The sequence below is a fragment of the Acidobacterium sp. FHG110202_01 genome (assembly GCF_059115305.1).
The window spans coordinates 265,025-283,792 of the sequence record NZ_JBZYWJ010000009.1; the positions used below are offsets into that span (position 1 = coordinate 265,025).

11 protein-coding genes are annotated in these 18,768 nt (G+C 57.1%); 4 read left to right on the forward strand and 7 right to left on the reverse strand.

Annotated elements, in window-relative coordinates; all coding sequences use genetic code 11:
• The first annotated feature begins 116 nt into the window (after positions 1-116).
• The 3 genes from AC5S16_RS19115 (at position 117) to AC5S16_RS19125 (ending at position 4,428) form a co-directional block, all read left to right on the forward strand.
• Complete coding sequence (locus AC5S16_RS19115; RefSeq protein WP_493931705.1) at positions 117-1,019, forward strand: glycerophosphodiester phosphodiesterase; 903 nt, start codon at positions 117-119, stop codon at positions 1,017-1,019.
• A gap of 166 nt (positions 1,020-1,185) precedes the next feature.
• The gene (locus AC5S16_RS19120; protein ID WP_493931706.1) at positions 1,186-2,562 is read left to right on the forward strand and encodes a PP2C family protein-serine/threonine phosphatase; all 1,377 of its coding nucleotides are present in this window, start codon (positions 1,186-1,188) and stop codon (positions 2,560-2,562) included.
• A gap of 57 nt (positions 2,563-2,619) precedes the next feature.
• On the forward strand, positions 2,620-4,428 hold the full coding sequence (locus tag AC5S16_RS19125) for an amidase (RefSeq protein ID WP_493931787.1): 1,809 nt from the start codon (positions 2,620-2,622) through the stop codon (positions 4,426-4,428).
• Positions 4,429-4,879: 451 nt separating this feature from the next.
• Here the strand turns inward: AC5S16_RS19125 and lon are convergent, their stop codons facing one another.
• Positions 4,880-7,321 carry an endopeptidase La gene (lon, locus tag AC5S16_RS19130; protein WP_493931707.1) on the reverse strand — a complete coding sequence of 814 codons (2,442 nt, stop codon included), beginning with the start codon at positions 7,319-7,321 and terminating at the stop codon, positions 4,880-4,882.
• A gap of 245 nt (positions 7,322-7,566) precedes the next feature.
• On the reverse strand, positions 7,567-8,391 hold the full coding sequence (pheA, locus tag AC5S16_RS19135) for a prephenate dehydratase (protein WP_493931708.1): 825 nt from the start codon (positions 8,389-8,391) through the stop codon (positions 7,567-7,569).
• A gap of 107 nt (positions 8,392-8,498) precedes the next feature.
• Between pheA and AC5S16_RS19140 the strand changes: the two genes are divergently transcribed.
• Positions 8,499-8,651, forward strand: coding sequence for a lmo0937 family membrane protein (locus AC5S16_RS19140; RefSeq protein WP_493931709.1), 153 nt, complete (start codon positions 8,499-8,501; stop codon positions 8,649-8,651).
• An 84-nt stretch (positions 8,652-8,735) separates the two neighbouring features.
• Here AC5S16_RS19140 and AC5S16_RS19145 read toward each other — a convergent pair whose 3' ends face one another.
• The 5 genes from AC5S16_RS19145 to AC5S16_RS19165 form a co-directional block, all read right to left on the reverse strand.
• A complete protein-coding gene (locus AC5S16_RS19145; protein WP_493931710.1) occupies positions 8,736-9,605 on the reverse strand; it encodes a UbiA-like polyprenyltransferase in 870 nt (289 codons plus the stop codon).
• Positions 9,606-9,707: 102 nt separating this feature from the next.
• Positions 9,708-10,496, reverse strand: a complete 789-nt coding sequence (locus AC5S16_RS19150) for a BON domain-containing protein (protein WP_493931711.1) — start codon at positions 10,494-10,496, stop codon at positions 9,708-9,710.
• 144 nt (positions 10,497-10,640) lie between these two features.
• Positions 10,641-14,759, reverse strand: a complete 4,119-nt coding sequence (locus AC5S16_RS19155) for a translocation/assembly module TamB domain-containing protein (RefSeq protein WP_493931712.1) — start codon at positions 14,757-14,759, stop codon at positions 10,641-10,643.
• On the reverse strand, positions 14,756-15,487 hold the full coding sequence (locus tag AC5S16_RS19160; RefSeq protein ID WP_493931713.1) for a peptidylprolyl isomerase: 732 nt from the start codon (positions 15,485-15,487) through the stop codon (positions 14,756-14,758). Before AC5S16_RS19160 ends, AC5S16_RS19155 begins: the two co-directional genes overlap by 4 nt.
• 71 nt (positions 15,488-15,558) lie before the next feature.
• A complete protein-coding gene (locus AC5S16_RS19165; RefSeq protein ID WP_493931714.1) occupies positions 15,559-18,654 on the reverse strand; it encodes a BamA/OMP85 family outer membrane protein in 3,096 nt (1,031 codons plus the stop codon).
• Positions 18,655-18,768 lie beyond the last annotated feature (114 nt).

Here is an 18,768-nt window from a genome sequence, read left to right on the forward strand (position 1 = left end):
TAAAAAGCAGCAAACTATAGTATAGGCTTCCCTACTTTACGTTGCGAGATTACCTTGGCAACGTGTTTTAACTCCGTTGCAACATGCTCTATGCCGCGAAACAATACACTCGCGCTATGTTAAGAACGTTCGCCTTATCCCTGACTGTCTTGATTGCTTCTATATCCAATGCGCAAACCATTCTGGTGCATGGACATCGCGGCTCCCGCGCCACGCGCCCGGAAAATACCGTCCCGGCCTTTGAATACGCCATCCAGCACGGAGCCGACGTGCTCGAAATGGACCTTGCCGTCACCAAAGACAATGTCCTCGTCGTCTCGCACTTCCCTCTCATCACACATGACTATCCCGGAGAGCGGGTCTGCACCGGACCGGAGACACCACCGCACACCGCGATCCATTCGCTCACACTCGCACAGGTCAAGCAGTACGACTGCGGAGCAACCACACTGCCTGCATTTCCCAAACAGGTTGCCGTCCCCGGAACACACATTCCCACCTTCGATGAAGTGCTCGACCTCGCGCCCCAAGGCAAGTTCGAATACAACGTGGAGACTAAGAGTTTTCCCAGCCACCCGGAACTGACTCCCACCCCGGAAGAATTCGTCAAGCTGATCGACGACGCGGTAAAGAAGCACAACCTGCAATCGCGCGTCATCCTGCAGAGCTTCGACTGGCGCACACTGGTAGCGATGAAGAAGCTCGACCCATCCATCCGGCTCTCCGCGCTCGTCAGCAACGATCCAAAGAGCGCCGCGCTGATGGGCATCACGGACATGGATACCGACTTCGTCTCCATCGGCAAAAAGACCGGAGCACAGATCATCAGTCCCGAGTTTCATCTGGTAACGCCGGAAAAAGTCGCCGCCGCGCACACAGCCGGGCTGCAGGTCGTCCCCTGGACGGCAGATAGCCCCGAAGACTGGCAGAAGCTGGTTGATGCGAAGGTAGATGCCATCATCACCGACGATCCCGAGGCGCTTGTGCAGTGGCTGCGCGAAAAGAAGCTCCACCCATAGCTACGCAACTTGTAATCACAACCGGTAAATAATGTAGTTTTGTCATCCTGAGTTGAGCGTTGGGTGCCGCGGGTTCGCGCAGCTAACCTGGGGTAGTTTGTTAGTTCCCCAAATACCATGTGCCCAACCAACAGAACACATCACCCCTCATGTAATATCCTTTCGAATGCAACTGACAGCCAACGAAGTCCTGCGCATCTTTCACCGCGATGAAATTTCTCTCTTCCTGGGCTCAGCCTTCGTCACCGTTGCCTTGATCTCCTTCAGCCTCCTCATCATCCGGCGCAAGTTTGACGCCATGCTTTTCTGGCTTGCCCTCTTCGCCATGTTTTACGGCACGCGGCTCTGGATACAGACAGACATGATGTCCCTCACGTTGCCGCGGTCTGAATTTTTTGAAAGGCTGAAGACTTCCGCCAGCTACCTTACAGCCATTCCCGCCTTCTTCTTTTTTCAGGCAACAGGCCTTCTGGGCCGTCTCGGCGATTTCGTGGCTTATATCGCCTCCTCGCTGCTCTCTGTTCTATTTCTTGCGGCTACTTTCGGCTCGTCAATTCCGCTTCTTGAGAAGATCAACAGTGGGATTGTCATTACCGGCGTAGTTTCGATCATCGTGCAATCGTTCCGCCTTCGCGCCCCCGATAAAGACCTCGCCATTATTCGAAATGGCCTGTTGATCTTCGTGGCATTCGTCCTGTGGAACAACATCAACGGTCTCTTCCTTAAACGAACGCATCTTGAAATGTACGGCTTCGCCATCTTCCTCGGCTGCCTCGGTTATGTCGCAGCACACCGTGTGCTCCGTCGCGAACAACAGTTCAGCGAGCTCCAGAAAGAGCTTGACGTAGCCCGGCGCATCCAGCTCTCCATTCTTCCTGGAGAATTTCCAGCATCCCAGAACTTCCGCGTCGCCGCCCGCTATGTCCCCATGCGCTCGGTCGCCGGAGATTTCTACGACTTCCTCATTGCCGACGGCCACCAGGCCGGACTGCTCATCGCCGACGTCTCCGGCCACGGAGTGCCCGCGGCCCTGATCGCCTCCATGGTGAAACTGGCCGCAGCATCGCAACGCGCCACAGCAGACAATCCTTCTGCATTGCTGACCGCCATGAACACTACGCTCTGCGGCAACACGCAGAGCCAGTTCGTCACCGCCGCCTATGTTCATCTGGACGCGCAAAGAGGCGAACTGCGCTATGCCGCAGCAGCCCACCCGCCGATGCTGCTTCTGCGCGATGGCAAGGTGACACAGGTTCAAGAAAACGGCCTGATGTTGGCGCTCTTCCCGGTCGCAGCCTACACCTCCACGGTTCAGCCCCTGGAGCCCGGAGACCGCATTGTTCTTTACACTGATGGGATCATCGAGGCCGCCAATCTCCGCGAAGAAGAGTTTGGCGTGGAGCGGCTCTCCCATATACTGCGCGAAAGCGCCGCACACACGCACACCGCAGCAGCTGATCACATCATCGCCGCAGTCCAGGAGTGGGCCGCCTCTCAGGAAGACGACCTGACCGCCATCGTCTGCGACTATGTCGGAGCTTAGAAAGCATGGGAGGAGCGAAGTCAAGATCATGTGTCTGAACGTAAGAAAGGAACCACCATGCCGAAATCGCGCAGAGATTTCCTGACGCACACATCGCTCGGCCTGCTCGGAGCTGCAGTCGCATGCAAAAGCAGTCCGAAGCCGTCTGCAAATCAGCAGCCGTCAGCACCCACTCCCGGAGCGCCGCCTGCATTCGCTACCGCTCCCGCCTCAGGGCCTGAAGTCTCCGCCTCCACCTTCGCCGAAGCGGAAAAGTTAGTTGAAGTTGAACTAAGCCCCGCCGAGCGAGATCAGGCAGCAAAGAGCTGGCGGCAGGCCATGGCCCCGCTTTACGAGCGCAGAGTTGGTCCACGCAAAGTTGCCCTCGAACCTGCACTCGCTCCGTGGTCGCGCATTGAGGCAGTGCAGCCCGGATGGCACGCTGGTCCTGATCGCAGCCGCTTCATCCGCAGCAAATCTAATGCACCTCTGCCCGCAAAAGATGAAGAGATCGCCTTCGCCCCGCTTACACAGCTCTCGCGCTGGATCGAGCAGCGCAAGCTTACCTCCGAGCGGCTCACCAATATTTATCTCGACCGCCTCCAGCGCTTCGATCCAAAACTGCGCTGCGTCATCACGCTCGCCCGCGAGCACGCTCTCATACAGGCCAAGCAGGCGGATGAGGAAATCGCCGGAGGCAAATACCGCGGCCCTCTTCATGGAATTCCCTGGGGCGCGAAAGACCTGCTCGATACTGCCGGCATCCCGACCACCTACGGAGCCGAGCCTTTCAAAAACCGCACGCCCTCGACCGATGCAGCCGTCGTCCAGCGTCTCAATGACGCAGGTGCAGTGCTCGTAGCCAAGCTGAGCCTCGGAGCATTGGCATTGAATGATATCTGGTTCGGCGGGCAGACCATGAATCCCTGGCTGCTCGAAGAAGGATCATCGGGGTCAAGCGCAGGCCCGGGCGCAGCAACCGCCGCAGGCCTCGTCGGCTTCGCCATCGGCAGCGAAACCGGAGGCAGCATCGTAAGCCCCAGCATGCGCTGCGGCGTCACCGGCCTGCGCCCGACCTATGGCCGCGTGCCGCGCACCGGAGCCATGACTCTCTGCTGGTCGCTCGACAAGCTCGGCCCCATGGCACGCAGTGTCGAAGACACTCTGCTCGTCCTCGCGGCCATCTCTGGTATTGACGCCGGCGACACAGCCAGCGTGCCCAGCAAACTCGACTTCGACGCCACCCGCAACATACACGGCCTTCGCGTCGGCTATTTTCCCAAATGGATGAAAGAGGCTCCGGCCACCGACGTAGATCGCGCGGCATTGGAAACCGCGCAAAAGCTGGGCATGGTGCCGGTCGAGGTATCCATCCCTGACTGGCCCTACGACTCACTCGACATCATTCTCTTCGCCGAGGCTGCAGCTTCCTTCGAAGAGCTGACGCTGAGCCATCAGGCCGACCAGCTCAAAGCGCAGGTTCCCGACGCCTGGCCCAACATCTTCCGCCAGTCGCGCTTCCTCTCCGCCGTCGACTTCGTGCAGGCCGACCGCTTCCGCCGCAAAGTAGCGCAGGAAATGGCGCGCGTATTTTCCGAAGTAGACCTGCTGCTCGTGCCATCGCTGCGCGACGAGATGCTGACGCTCACCAACTTCACCGGCCATCCATCGCTGACACTGCGCGCCGGTTTCGTTGAAGTCTCCGAAGCGCGCAGCGACTGGGCCCCCGACCCCGGCAAGCCTCTGCCGAAGTTCTCCCCGCCGCGCCGCGTTCCTCACGGAATCACCCTGATCGGCAAGCTCTTCGACGAAGGCACCCTGGGCAGCGCTGGCAGCGCCCTCGAAAAAGCCTTCGGCGTCGCCAACGAACCTCCACCAGGCTTTTAGCGCTGATTCGCTTCCCTAACATCCGGTTCTCCATGCGACCCTCCTCCCCCCTGGGGGAGGTGTTAAGTCTTTGAAAACACATGGTCTCTGTTTTCAGCGCGGCAAAGTATTGAAAACAAGCAGGTTCCGTGTAAAGTACTGATTCCGGACAATAAAAAACCCGCCGGGATCCAGGCAGGCTTTTTGTCTATTTGCTCTCTTTTCAGGATACCAGAAAGAGAAGGAATATCAGTTCATTGATCGTTGCAACAGATATCATTTGAGACCAATACTTTACCGCAAAATGTTACCTTCGGAATCTTTGACAGGACGTAATTTTAGAGCGGATTAGAAAAATGTGTTCCGCCCGGGCAGAGATAGCGTGTGAAAAAGCTTCACCACAGAGGACGCAGAGAGCACAGAGGTAACAAAAAGGCCCGCTTTTCAGCGGGCCTTTTCTAATCAGCCTAGATCAGGCATGAGCATGCTGCAGCACTTCCTCACGCACCTGCTCGTCCTTCTTCTCTTCTGCTTCAGACTTGGGCAGCGCCACGGCCAGCACATCTTCAATCTGGCTGGCGTAGTGAATCGCCACGCCTTCGATCTGCTCCGGCGTCAGGTCTTCTTCCACGTTCAGCCGGTTCTCTGCCGGAAGAATGACCTGCTTTACGCCTGCGCGCTTGGCGGCAAGGAACTTCTCCTTGATGCCGCCCACAGGCAGCACGTTGCCGCTCAGCGTGATCTCGCCCGTCATCGCGGTAAGCGGATGCACCGGCGTATCGGTAAGCAGTGAGATCAAAGCAGTAGCCATGGTCACGCCCGCCGAAGGTCCGTCCTTCGGAATCGCCCCCGCGGGAACGTGAATATGCAGATCGATGTCCTTCATAAAGTCTTCTTCCAGACCAATCGACTTCGCATTCGAACGCACCCACGTCAGCGCCGCCTGCATCGATTCCTGCATGACTTCGCCGATCTGGCCTGTCATCGTGAACCCGCCTTTGCCCTTCATCTTGTTGGCTTCGATAAAGAGCACGTCGCCGCCTGCCGGAGTCCACGCGAGACCCACAGCCACGCCTGCGCGCTTCGTGCGCTCGGCAATCTCCGTGTCCACGCGAACTTTGATGCCGCCCAGGAACTCATGAATGATCTCCTGCGTGACAACCAGCTTCTCCGTCTTGCCTTCCGCGATGCGGCGCGCCTGCTTGCGGCAGACCGTTCCGATCAGCTGTTCGAGCTTGCGCACGCCTGCCTCGCGTGTGTAGTGCCGCACGATGTAGGAAATCGACGGCTCCGGAAACTCAATGCTCTCCTCTTTAATGCCGTTCTCTTTGATCTGCCGCGGAATCAGGTAGCGGAACGCAATGTGCCGCTTCTCTTCTTCCGTGTAACCCTGCAGCTCGATGATCTCCATACGATCGAGCAGCGGCGCAGGCATCGTGTCGAGCATGTTCGCCGTGCAGATGAACAGGACTTTCGACAAATCAAATGGTTGGTCGAGATAGTTGTCGCGGAACGTATTGTTCTGTTCCGGATCAAGCACCTCGAGCAGCGCTGACGCCGGATCGCCGCGAAAATCGCGGCCCAGCTTGTCGATCTCGTCCAGCATAAAGACCGGATCGTTCGAGCCCGCGCGGCGCAGGTTCTGGATGATCTGCCCCGGGAGCGCCCCTATATAAGTGCGCCGGTGTCCACGCAGCTCCGCCTCGTCATGCATGCCGCCCAGCGAGATACGCTGGAACTTCCGCCCCAGCGAGCGCGCAATGCTGCGGCCAAGCGAGGTCTTGCCCACGCCCGGAGGCCCGACGAAACACAGGATCGGTCCCTTCATGTCCGGCTTCAGACGCCGCACTGCGAGGTAATCGAGGATGCGCTCCTTCACCTTCTTCAGGTCATAGTGGTCTTCGTCGAGAATTTCCTTGGCCTTCGTAATGTCTACTTCGCTGCCCGAGGACTTGTCCCACGGCAGCACCGCAAGCCACTCAATGTAGTTGCGAGTGAGCGAATAGTCCGCAGCCATCGGCGACATGCGCGAAAGCCGGCCCAGTTCTTTCAGCGCCTCTTTCTTGGTCTCCTCCGGCATGCCCGCGCCTTCAATCTTCTGCCGCAGCTCTTCAATATCCTTCTGGCTCTCGTCCTGTTCACCGAGTTCCTTCTGGATGGCCTTCAACTGCTCGCGCAGGTAGTAGTCGCGCTGCGACTGCTGCACCTGGTCCTGCACTTCAGACTGGATCTTGTTGCGCAGTTGCTGGACTTCGATTTCCTTGACCAGATGTTTGTGCAGCCGGTCGAGCCGCGCAGCCACATCCGGAGTCTCCAGCAATTCCTGGCGATCGGTCGTTGCCAGGAACGGCACCGACGAAGCCACAAAATCACTCAGCCGCGCCGGCTCATCCATCTGCGCCGCAATCGCCGAGAGCTCATCGGAGAGCGTAGGCGATGCCGACACAATCTGCTGGAACTGCGCCAGAATATTACGCTGCAGGGCTTCGAGCTCCGGGCCAGGCTTCGCCGTCACATCCTGCACCGGATCGAAATGCGCCGTCATAAACGGCTCTACCTGGGTAAACTCGCCGAGCTTTACGCGTTCCGTGCCTTCCGTGAAGACAAAGAGGCTCTGGTTCGGCATCTTCACGACCTTATGCACCGTCGCAAGCGTGCCGTAAGTATGCAAATCCGCCGGCTGAGGAGTATCGAGGTGCGCATCGCGCTGCGCCACCACAACGATGGTCTTCTCCTCGCCCAGCGACTGAATCAGCTGGATGGAACTTTCGCGTCCAACAGTAAGCGGCAGCACGGCGTGCGGGAACAGAACGGTGTCCCGAACCGGCAGGACGGGCAGCACCCGGCCCTCTGGACGGCCCTCGCGCTGCTTAGGGTCGCTGGGTTGAATTACACTGAGAAAATCGCTAGCCATGAGTGTCTCTTTATCAGATTATATGATCTGAACACAATTCAATTTCTTTCTTAGATTCACTTCCTGTGCAAAAGTCGCACTGCCGCGCAATTTCAAATACCCGTATTGAAAACAAACCACTTACTCTGGCCCGTAGTATTTTGAAACGACTGATGTGATTCGATTGGATGCGGCTATGCTGGGTCTGATGTTGTCGTTTCATCCCAAATTTCATCGGCAATCGCTGCCCGCAGGATGAAAAGTCCCTATTCCGGTCGCGGAGCAGCCCGGTATCGCCCCAGCTCCTTCACCATCGAGCAATGCCGTGCCAGCAGTCCCAGGGCAACATCGGCCCGCGACTCGGTTGAGAGCTGGTAATCGGCATAGAAGACATATTCCCAGGGCTTACCCTGTACCGGACGTGACTCAATCTTGGTCAAATTCGTCCCTTGTCCGGCAAAAACCTCCAGTGCCTTTACCAGCGTTCCCGGACGGTTCTCGACCGTAAACGCCAGGCTCACTTTGTCCGCATCCGGTTGCTTTACCACTTCCTCGCGGCGGCGGATCAGAAAGAACCGTGTGAAGTTCTCCTGGTTGTCCTCAATGCCCGGAGCAAGAATCTGTGCGCCGTAGTATTCCGCAGCCCGCGTGCTGGCAATGGCTCCGGCGCTCGCGTCGCTGGTCTCCATCAGATGCTTCACACTGCCGGCCGTGTCGTAGTAAGGTGAAGGCTCCATAGCCAGGTGCTTCTCGAAAAACATCCTGCACTGCGCGAGTGCCACCGGGTGCGAGTACACTCGCCGGACTTGTTCCAGATTCACTCCGGGAACAGCAATCAGATTATGGCGGATGCGCAACAGGCTCTCGCGCTCGATGGCAACATCGTGGCGAAGCAACAGATCATAGTGCTCCGTCACTGAACCGGCGAGGCTGTTTTCGATCGGAATCACGGCCGCATCAACTTCCTTCTCTACTAGCGAGCGAAATACATCGGACGAAAGTGCGCGCGGCAAAATGGTTGCCTCTGGAAGCATCTTTCCTGCAGCTTCATGACTGAACGACCCCGGCTCTCCCTGAATGGCAACCTGCATCCCCGCTGAATTCTCCCTGGTCAATGATCTCTGCCGACAACCCACCACGGCATCAAACGCACCATACCATACTGGAGCACATTGAATATCGCCAGGGAGAAGACAATATGCTATGGACAATTTTTGTAGTTCTTCTGGTGTTATGGCTGTTAGGGCTGGTAAGTTTTCACGCCATCGGCTGGTACATCCACATCCTGCTGGTCATTGCTCTAGTGGTGCTACTCATCCAGCTCATCGGCGGCAGACGCCCCATCACCTAACCGCGAGTTTTCCATCCTGTCGCACCGTTTGCGACAGGATGGGAAACCTCTGCGGACCTCCGCGTCCTCCGCGGTAGAGAATTTCTAGCCGACTCGCCGAAGCAGCAGATCAGCCGCTACAAAAACAAAGAAGACAATTGCGATCACGCCATTCATGGTGAAGAAGGCCGCATTCAGCCGCCGCAGGTCCCTGGGCGAAACAATCAGATGCTCATAAAGCAGCAGCGCACCGACCACAGCAACGCCCACGAGAGCCACCGGTCCGAGCGCGAACAATTTCACCAGCCAGAGCAGCAGTCCCAGCATCACCGCATGCATCGTGCGCGCTACCCAGAACGCTCCTGCGATCCCGATAGTTGAAGGAATGCTGTACAGATGATGGCCGCGATCGTGCTCCACATCCTGGCATGCGTAAAGCACATCGAATCCGCCGCCCCAGAACAGCACCGCTGCGGTGAGCACAACAATGCGCGGATCAAGTGTCCCGCGAACTGCGATCCAGGCCGCAGCCGGAGCAATGCCCATCGAGAGCCCCAGAAACAGGTGCGACCAGCGCGTGAACCGCTTGGTATAGGAGTAGAATAGAATAATGGCCAGCGCGACTGGCGAGAGCCACAACGTAAGCCGGTTCAACTGCGAGGCTGAGAGCACGAACAATGCAGCCATGACAGCTGCGAAGACGCCGACAAATCCGCGCGTTAACAATCCTGCCGGAATGTGCCGGCTGGCCGTGCGCGGATTCTCCGCATCAAGATCGGCATCAGCCCAGCGATTGAAAGCCATCGCTGCGGAGCGCGCTGTAACCATGCAGGCAATAATCCAGACCAGTTGCAGAGGACGCGGCCATCCATGCGCAGCAAGCATTGCCCCGGTAAGCGCAAACGGCAGTGCAAAAACCGAGTGCTCCCATTTGATCATTTCAAGTGTCGTGCCAATGCTGCGCAGCAATGCCATGTGCTGGTTATGTCCTCTCTATGCCTCTAACCAGTTTAAGCCACGCAAAAGAAAACAGCCTCGCGCAACGCGAGGCTGTTTTCCGATACAGCAATCCCGAAACTACTTCTTCTCCGGCTGCCCCGCAACCTGAAGATTATTGGTTACGTGGAAGACTCCGGGAACCGAATTGGCGCGAATACCCGCCGCTTCCTTGTCAGACTGGCTGTTCACCACGCCGTACAGGGTCACATTGCCGTTCTGCACCGAAATGCGGATCGGCTTACCGGGGTCAATCGCATACCTGTTCAGGCTCGGAAAACCATAAACCGAGCGGAAGACTGCAATCCGGATACGGTCATCCATCGGAGAGACCGGATCCACCTGAATGTCGTTGACGACGTCCTTCACGCCCTTGGTGTTGGCCGCCACCGCTACAGCTGAATCCGCATCTACCGGACCATAAGCATGGCCGGAAAGTGTGACCACGCCGTTCTGCACCTGGACACCGATTGCATTGAACGCTGTCGTCCCATAGCCGACGCGATCATATTCAATTGCTTTCACGAGCTTTTCCTGCAGTTCCTGGTCCGGAACTTCCGGGCCAGCTACTTCGATATTGTTTTCAACTGCCCTGACGTTCTTGACACGATGCACCCGCTTATCCGCATCTGCCTTGGCGTCGTAAACATCTACCGTGCCGGTAAGCGTTACGACTCCGTTCTGTACCGACGTCTGCACGTTCTTAAACTGGGACTTGTTCAGCGCCTTGTTCAGGATCTCGGCCTTGATCTGGCCATCCTGATCTCCCTGCGCTGCAGCAACCAAAGAACGAGGCGACACGATGGAAGGTGAAACAGCAAATAAGACTGCCGCTAAAGCTGGAATAAAACTCCGCCAAACATGCTTCATGTCTAACTTTCTCCTGGCGGGCTGCAATCCGGTCCGGATCAAACAGACTACTGCTCGCCGGTATCGTAAGAGCAGCCTCTGTTACTACAAACACATTCTACTGAATTTGATTCCCTCTTTTTCGCAAATTCCCTTGAATCGTTTTCACCGGTAGCGCCTGTGCACCTTGAACATCAGGCTGAAGACACCCGACTCATCGCGCACCGCGAGAACCGAAATCGTAGGAGTCACATTCAGTTCTCCCTGAATCAGCTGCTGTGCCGTCGAGTTGATGTTGGTCGCATAAGTAAGGGTTGCATTTTTTGAGACCTGCTGAGAAACAGTAATGCGCGCGGTCGAGTTGCCGACCGACCCCACCCACGACGGATCGATTTTCACGCTGCCGCCGCCAAAAAGCCTCTGAATCCGGCTGCTGATAGTGGCGTTCAGCGCTCCGCCCAGCAGCGCATCGGCGGCCGTATTCACGCCAGCCTGCTGCGCCTGCATGCTGTAGATTTGTTGCTCTTCCTGCGTGCGCCCCATTGCCAGCAGGGAGAAGATGTCCTGCTGCGCAAGCGGAGGCTCTGAGCGGAAGCTCGGCGACAGGTTGCTCGGCGTCCCAGTCAGGCCGATCGTGATGTCGTAATCTTCGACGTGCGCGGTAGCGGCAAGGTCGATAATCGGTTCAATCCGCACCGGATTGCTGAAGTAAATGTCCCCATGCTGCAGCTGATACTTCGTGCCTGCAAAAGTGGCATTGCCCTCGGTAATCGTAATGTGGCCCAGCACAGAGGGCTGCGCCACCGTGCCGCGAACGCGCAGGTCCACATCGCCCGCAAGCTTGGCAAAGGAGTTCTGGAAATCGAGCTCCGGCGAAGAGGTCACGTGGATATCGAGCCGGATCCGGTTCGAAAAGGCAGTCGGATCAGGAGGAGGCGCAGCGCCCGCAGAAGGCCCGCCGAAGCTGGCAAAATCAAGATTCGGGCTGATGGTGAAGCGCGTCAGCTGCACGTTTCCGCTCAGCGTCATGCTGGCCTGTGTTCCCTGCAGCCGCAGCCTGGTGTTAATCATCGAGCTGATGCCCGCCGGATACCGAATACGGATGTCTTTTCCGGTGGTCGTCATATCAACATAAATGCCCTGCTGATATGTAACATATCCGGTTACACTTACCTGGCCGCCCCCCGTAGTCCCGGTCAGGCTTTTCACCTGCAGCCTATCCTGCGTGAACTCGAGAGTACCGTTCAGCTGGCTCAGCCCGTTGGGGAAACTCTCCACACTCGCCGCCGCATTCGTGAGGTTCACCTGCCCGGTAAGATCGGGCCGCGCAAATGTGCCTCCGGCGTTCATCGTGAATGTCACCTGGCCTGAAGAATTCAGGTCAGGGTAGAGCGTCTGCAGAAGCTTCAGGTTGATCGATCCCTGCGCCTGCACGTTCATCCCATGCTGCGCTTCGAGCACTCCGGCTTCACCCTGGGCACGCAGGTCGGTATTATCGCCCGTAATATGCAGCGGGTCGAGATGCAAAGATCCATTCCGCAGGTGAGCATGCAAAGGTCCTTCATTTTTCAGCGGGATTCCGCCAAGCGTCACCGCAAACTGGCTCAGCTGAGCATCGCCCTCAAGCTGGCGCGGCGTGCGCAGCGGCCCGGAAACCGTCAGCGTCCCGGCAATCGCAGAGCTCCCTTTCACGCCCTCGACGTGAAACATATCGAGATACGGAGCAATATCGAAATTACTGAGCTGCGCCTGCGCCTGCGTTGCATAGTCGCCACTCACAGCAGTCTGTCCGTGGACCTGCAGTTGCGCCGATGCCAGGTGGCCGTTCACCGTGTAGAGCAGATTACCGCCGCTGGTGTGCGCATCCAGATCGACAGCACCGTCCTGCTGGTTTCCAACCGAGATATGTGTCAGATGCGCATTGGCCTGCAGGTTCGGTGCTTCAAACGTCCCCGAGCCGTTGGCGGCAAAAACCAGTTGCCCCGTCACTGGGATGCGCGAGCTCTTGAAATGTTCCAAGTGGGCCAGATCGAAGCCTCTGCCCTCGGCATTGAAGTGAAATTGCTTGGCCTGTATCCGATAGCCGCCGTCCCCCGTAAGCTGTCCACCATTTTGTAACAGTGTCAGTTTCGAAACGCCGATCTCGTCTCCGGCAAAGCGCAGATCGGCGTTCAGGCTGCGGTAAGGCTCGTCATAGATTTTTCCACCCTGCACCGCGAGATGCCCGCCGCCGTTAAGATTCGTCAGCGAACCGCCAGCGTGCGCATTCAGGTTCAGAGTTCCCGTTACTGGAAGGCTCTGGCCTGCCATCGCCAGCATTTCCGCAACCTGCGCGTCCTGGATGCGAACATCGGCCGTAATCGCTGATGCGTCATCGAAAGCATAGCGGCGCGGGCCTGTCTGATGTGCATGCAACTGGCCCGATGCATGAACCGTAGTCTTGCCGCTCGTCAACGTCGCCTGCTGTATCGAAATCAGTTGCGAAGAATACTCCGCGTCGGCAACAAGCGAATCCCAATGGATTGCCTGTTCTGCAGGAGCAGGCTGGGCCGGCGTGCTTGCTTGAACCGCTGCAGGAGCGCTCTGTGCCGCTGCCGGCAGCAGCAGATCAAAGTTGTTCGCAATCACATGGCCCTTTACATCCGGATCCATCAGTGTTCCTGAAACTGTTCCGTGAAACTGTGCCTGCCCCTGCAACCGCAACGGCAGTGCCTGCACTCCGCGCTTGCCGCCCGATGCCACCCCAACCGCCGTCAGCGTCCTGTCAAACTCGCCGAGATTCGTTGTCTCGAGATTCACCTGAAGAGTCGAGGGCCGGCTGACAGGATAAACGCCCAGACCACCGGAAATATCCATCTGCGTCGCCGGAGTATGCGCCTGGAACTGCCTGATCTGTACACTTCCGTTCTTCTGGAAATACGTTGCGTCCACCACTCCTGACAGGGGCACTTGTCCATTCGGAGGCTGCGATGGCGGTGTGAGCGTGACGTTGCCCCGCGCCGAGAGGTCAGAAGCATTGCCGGTCCAGTCAACAAAACCATCTCCCGAAATAAAGGTGCTAAAACCCAGGTCCTGATACTGGCGCGGCGCAACCATCGTCATCACAGTCTGTAGAGAGATGCCGCTCATCTTCGCGCGGATCGTTCCCTTGCTCGTCGCCGCAACCAGCTGTCCGTTGCTCGCAGGTGCGGTTCCCAGCCAGTGAGCGAGGCGCAACTCTGCATTCACCGTGCCACCACCTGCCAGGCGCGCCCGAATTCCCGTAAGCGCCAGTTCGTCTGCTGTCGCCTGCAGCGCCATATCTGCATTCACGCCGGCAATATGGACTGTGCCCACATGATAGGCAGCGCCGGCAACGCTCACCTGTCCATTCAGTGAAAACTGCGCCTTGATCCCCTGCCCCTTAACATCGAGGCTGGCGACGCCTTTATCCACACCATCAACCGGAGCCAGCGCCATTATTTCGCGCACATCCACCTTGCCCTGCGCAGCCAGAGTCCAGTGCGGATTCGCAAAGTCGCTGAGCGCCGCTGTCGCTTTCAAAACAGATGATCCTGTCTGTAACTGCAACTGCGACACATTCAGCGTGTTCCGTCCTATCTCAGCTGCAAGATCAAGTTGCGAATGCAGCGGAGACAGCTTTCCCCTCTGCGCAACAATGTCCGCAGCATGTACCGTTGCCAGGTAGTGATCTTTTGGAGCGGAGTAAGTAACAACAACGCCAAGATCATTCGCAGCCAGATTAAACGGAGTGGCCTGCTGATTCACCAGCGCAACACCGTCATGAATCTCCGTCCTGCCCACCTGAAGATCGAGCAACGTGTCTGCCACTGGTTTTCCCTGGCTTTTGGTTTTCGGCTGCGGCTGGTTCGTTGATCCATCCGGATAAATAATGAGATGAAATGTCGGGTGGTCTGCTTCCAGGTAACTCAGGTCAATTTTCTTTGGCCCAAAGAGCGACAGCAGCTTCACCCGCACATAGATCCGGTCAACATGTGCATAGGGCGCTTCATTCGCCGCTTCGAGTCCATGAATCGTCAGGCCATCAGCCTCAAAGGCAAGATGCCGCAACGACCAGCGGAAAGCCTGCAATTCCACGCGGCCGCCCGTTGCCTGTTGCAGCGTGGCGACAAGTTTTTCGCGCACAATATTCTGGAACTGCGGCGTGGACGCATACCAGATGCCCGCGCCGATCACGAGCGCGAACACAACCACCGCGGCCAGCCCGGCTCGCAGCCAGAACCTTCGCGCTGTTGCCGGTGGTACAGGAGGCTGAGTGCTCATGCGCCGCCTCCCGAATCTTCCTCGTCTGTGCTGCCGCTGCTCTGACCATAAGCAGGATCGAGAACCTGCACGCTGCCCTGCTGGCGGAGGCTCTGCAGCCAGTCACGCAGCTGCGCATTCACCTGCTGCTGTAACAGAATTTCGCGGATGCGCGGAGCCACGCTCTCGAGCGTTGGCGGCGGCTGCTTGGTCTTGGCAAATGCGGGCAGAAAGCTCTTCTGGTAGTAGCTCTCAATGTCCTGCTGGCTGATACGGATGCTCACTCCAAACCGGGCATCGATAAACTTCAGAATCTCCAGCCGCTGATGCCAGCGATCCTGCACTTCCTGTTCGCTAAGATTGCTCTTTTTAAGGAAAGCCTGCCATCCCTCTTCTGTCTCGCAATGCATCGCACCGCACACGGGAATCTGCCGCCGCAGTTCTTCCAGGCTCTTGTGAACATCATCATCTGTCACTGAATAGTTGATCTGGTTCTGTTCTTTCATCTGCCGCTGGATAAGCGTGCGGCTGACAAGCCTCTGCGTCGCGCGCTGCACCGTATTCTGATCGGCGGGGATGGAAACCGGCTGAAGGACAGAAAAGCGCATCTCCTCGCGCACATCGCTTTCGAGCAGCACATCACCATTGATGATGGCAATGACGCGGTCAAGAACAATCGGCGTCTCGGCTGCATTGTTCGCTGTCTGTACAGGAGCCGGAGATGGAGCAGCCTGCGGCGTCTGTGCCAATGCCTCCGCGGACAAGCATAACGCCAGTACGATTCGCGCTGCCCGCCATGCGTTTTGTCCGCAGTGCTTCATCAGAACGCCTGCCCAATGCTGAAGAAGAAGTTAAAATGACTCGCCTGACCCACGCGTGTCGGGCCGCCAGAGTAGTCGATGATAATCGGATAAATCGGCGGATTCAGGTTATAGCTGAAGTCCAGCCGCAAAGGACCTACAGGCGTGTGATAGCGCACGCCCGCCCCCACGGCATGCGAAAAATAGTTGAAGCTGCAAATGCCCGCGCCGCCAGTGCTTGTATGCTCATGCGGCACTGACTGGTCGTCTTCATTCAGGTCCTTGCAGGTATAGCTGTGCGGCTGCTTGATACGGATGATGCTCGACCATATATCGGACGAGTTCTCAAAGACATTGCCCATATCGTGGAAAAGCACAAACCCCAGGCTGTTGCCGACATAAGGCAGTGTGGGATTAGGCATGCGCAATTCCGTGCTGTTGATGAATGCCCCTGCGCCGCCGATGGGAAATCCGGTGAGCGAATCGCGTGGCCCTGCCGCATTGATGCCAAAGCCGCGATGTGATTGCGCCCCGCCGCCATAAAGGCGTTCCGGCAGCGGAATCGCTTCATACTTGTCCGCGCCATACGACCGCTCTATAGCGATGCGCGTGCTGCGTGCCAGCGTCCATTTGTTCATCTCGCCAAATGTGTAATAAGTGGAATTGGTCGCGTCGAAGCGGTTGAAATTCGCCTGCGAAGAAAAGTGCGAATCCGCCCACGTGTCTTGAATAGTGTTATAGGTTCCCCGCGTCGCATCCAGAGGCGTGGGCACGCGCGTGTCTCGAATCCACGTGATTCCCGGTCCGCCCACGCGCACCGGCTGTGACACCAGGGGAATCTCATTCGGCGCAACCTGCACGCTGTTCGGATCAACCTTGACGCGGCGATAGCTGTAGGAATAGATCAACGTGGTCGGCTTGCTCACATGATGTGTTACGCGCAGCGAGGCTTCCAGGCGCGACGACGCATAGGTCGTCACGTCCTGCGCGTTGGTGTAACCGCCTGACAATATCGCGTCGAACTTCTTATCGCCAAAAAGGTGCGGATAAGAAAAAATGGTCTGTATCCGTTGTTCCAGCAAGCCATACGTTGTATTGAGTGAAATCGACTTGTCGCTCCCCCAAAGGTTGATGCGCGAAATATTGAAGAGAAATGCCGGACTGACGCCTGTCTTGCCGTTCGGGCTGCAGTGAAAGGTCGAGGGGTTGATGCCCAGCTGAATCAGCTGCTCCGGCGTAAGATTACTGCAGTTCGTCTGTGGATTGCCCGTCTGCGCCTGGAAGCCAAACCCATAACTCATGTCCCAGCGGCGCGCTTCCGTGAATTGCACCAGCACGTTCTTGCGCAGTTCATTCCCCTGGGGATTTTGAATCGCCGTGTTTACCTGGTTGAAGAGGGTCAGGTCATAGAGCTTGCGCTGTGTATCCAGCAGCGCAGTCTGGTTCAGAGGATCACCTGGATGCAACAACACACTGTCTTCTACCGTACTGGGCCGCGTGTAATGCAGCCCTGAAATCAATACACGATTGACAAACACCTGCTCGCCTTCGCTGATGTTCATGTTTATATCAATCAGGTTCGGGTTCGCAGACGATGGACGCTGCGTGATTTCTACCTGCGCCTTCTCAAACCCCTGGCTCAGGTAGTACGTAAGAATCGCATCCCTGTCAGCATTTACATTGGCCGAAGAGTAAGGCTGCCCCGACTGCGTATTCAGCAGCTGCGTGAGCTCTGCCAGCCTGATCTGATCCGCGCCATGGATATCGTAGACGCCGATATGCACCTGCGAGCCTTCCTCGATTTTGTAGTTCACGCTGAGATGGTTCAGTTTCCCCTGTTGCCCCGGTACGTTGGCCTCTACATCTTTAATTTCCGGCGTCACTTTCACATGGCTGAAACCATTGTTCTGGTAAAGGGCCATAATGGAGTTCGCATCTGCCTGCGCCAGTGCCTGGCTGTACAGACCTTGACGATTCACGATGCTGGACGGAAGAACACTCAGGCGCTGCCGGAGCACGTCGTTATCAAAATATTTATTCCCGGAAATCGTCACCTTATCCACACGGTGCTTGTTCCCAAGGCTCACATTAAACGTAATGGACGAGTGCTGGGGGTCTGCCTGGTGCTCTGTGTGCGTTACCTTCGCGTTGAAATAGCTTTGTCTCTGGAAGTAGTCGCGGATGCGCCGGTCGCCTTCATTCAGCAGGTCTTCATCGACCGTGCCTTCTTCATAAATCGGCACCAGGTTCTTGATTTTGCCTTTGCTCAATGAAGCACCTTCCACCAGAATCCTCACCAGTGGGCCGCGGTTGGAAGTGAATCCATAATCCAGATGGTTGACCGGCGGCTGATAGTCGCGCGAGTCGAGCTTCACTGCGGCCTCAAGGCGGTCCTGCTTCTGATAAGCCTGGCGCAAACGCGTAAGCGCGCGGCTCACCGTATCGCGCGAAACCTTCGAGTTTCCCTTCAGCTTTCCCGTCTTGCGAAACTTCTCGACCGTCATGCCGGGATCGCCGCCGACCGTCACATTGCCGACTCGCGCCTGCTTACCCTGTTCGATCTGAAAAATGATGCTGACCTGGGAATTGACGTCGTCGATGGTGGTGCTGGCAAAAATCTTTGACTGGTAATAGCCGTTCTCTTCCATCGTCTGTCGCAGTTGCTTTTGCGCCAGCAGAACTTTCGCATCCGTGTAAGCGGTGCCGGGAACCATCCTCGTCGAACGCTCGAGTATTCCGGAGAGACGCTCATTCACTCCCTGTACCGTGATGCGCCCAATAAACAGGCTGGGTGTCCCATTAAAAATAATCGTGATGGAATCACCGTGACGTGTTCCCTCGACAGCAATATTTTTATAGAGTCCGGTTTCGTAGAGGCGCCGCAGACTCTCCCTGACCTTCTGCGGATCGAGCGGCTGATTGGGCTGCAGAGCCAGACTTTCCGGCAAAGGACGCAGCCGGTCCGCCTCAATGCCCTTAAACTGTATGTCTGAAACCTGCAGGCCTGTCCAGGTTCGCAACGTGATGTCGCCCGTGGATTCCTGCTGCGCGCTTACCGGCGCGGATTGCCCTTTGGCCTCGGAAGCAAATCCCGGAAAACTAACCGCAATGACCAAAAGGCCTGACCAGCAAATTCTCCACCAGGATTTGCAGCGAAAATCCAATCAGCCCCTCTTTTAAACCCATTTAGATACTTACGATGCTAGCTCCCGGAAAAGCAGCGGCCTCAT

Coding starts and splice junctions, on each gene's coding strand:
- AC5S16_RS19145 (WP_493931710.1), bottom strand. CDS start 9,605: ATGGCATTGCTGCGCAGCATTGGCACGACACTTGAAATGATCAAATGG.
- AC5S16_RS19115 (WP_493931705.1), top strand. CDS start 117: ATGTTAAGAACGTTCGCCTTATCCCTGACTGTCTTGATTGCTTCTATA.
- AC5S16_RS19125 (WP_493931787.1), top strand. CDS start 2,620: ATGCCGAAATCGCGCAGAGATTTCCTGACGCACACATCGCTCGGCCTG.
- AC5S16_RS19150 (WP_493931711.1), bottom strand. CDS start 10,496: ATGAAGCATGTTTGGCGGAGTTTTATTCCAGCTTTAGCGGCAGTCTTA.
- pheA (WP_493931708.1), bottom strand. CDS start 8,391: ATGCAGGTTGCCATTCAGGGAGAGCCGGGGTCGTTCAGTCATGAAGCT.
- AC5S16_RS19155 (WP_493931712.1), bottom strand. CDS start 14,759: ATGAGCACTCAGCCTCCTGTACCACCGGCAACAGCGCGAAGGTTCTGG.
- AC5S16_RS19120 (WP_493931706.1), top strand. CDS start 1,186: ATGCAACTGACAGCCAACGAAGTCCTGCGCATCTTTCACCGCGATGAA.
- AC5S16_RS19140 (WP_493931709.1), top strand. CDS start 8,499: ATGCTATGGACAATTTTTGTAGTTCTTCTGGTGTTATGGCTGTTAGGG.
- lon (WP_493931707.1), bottom strand. CDS start 7,321: ATGGCTAGCGATTTTCTCAGTGTAATTCAACCCAGCGACCCTAAGCAG.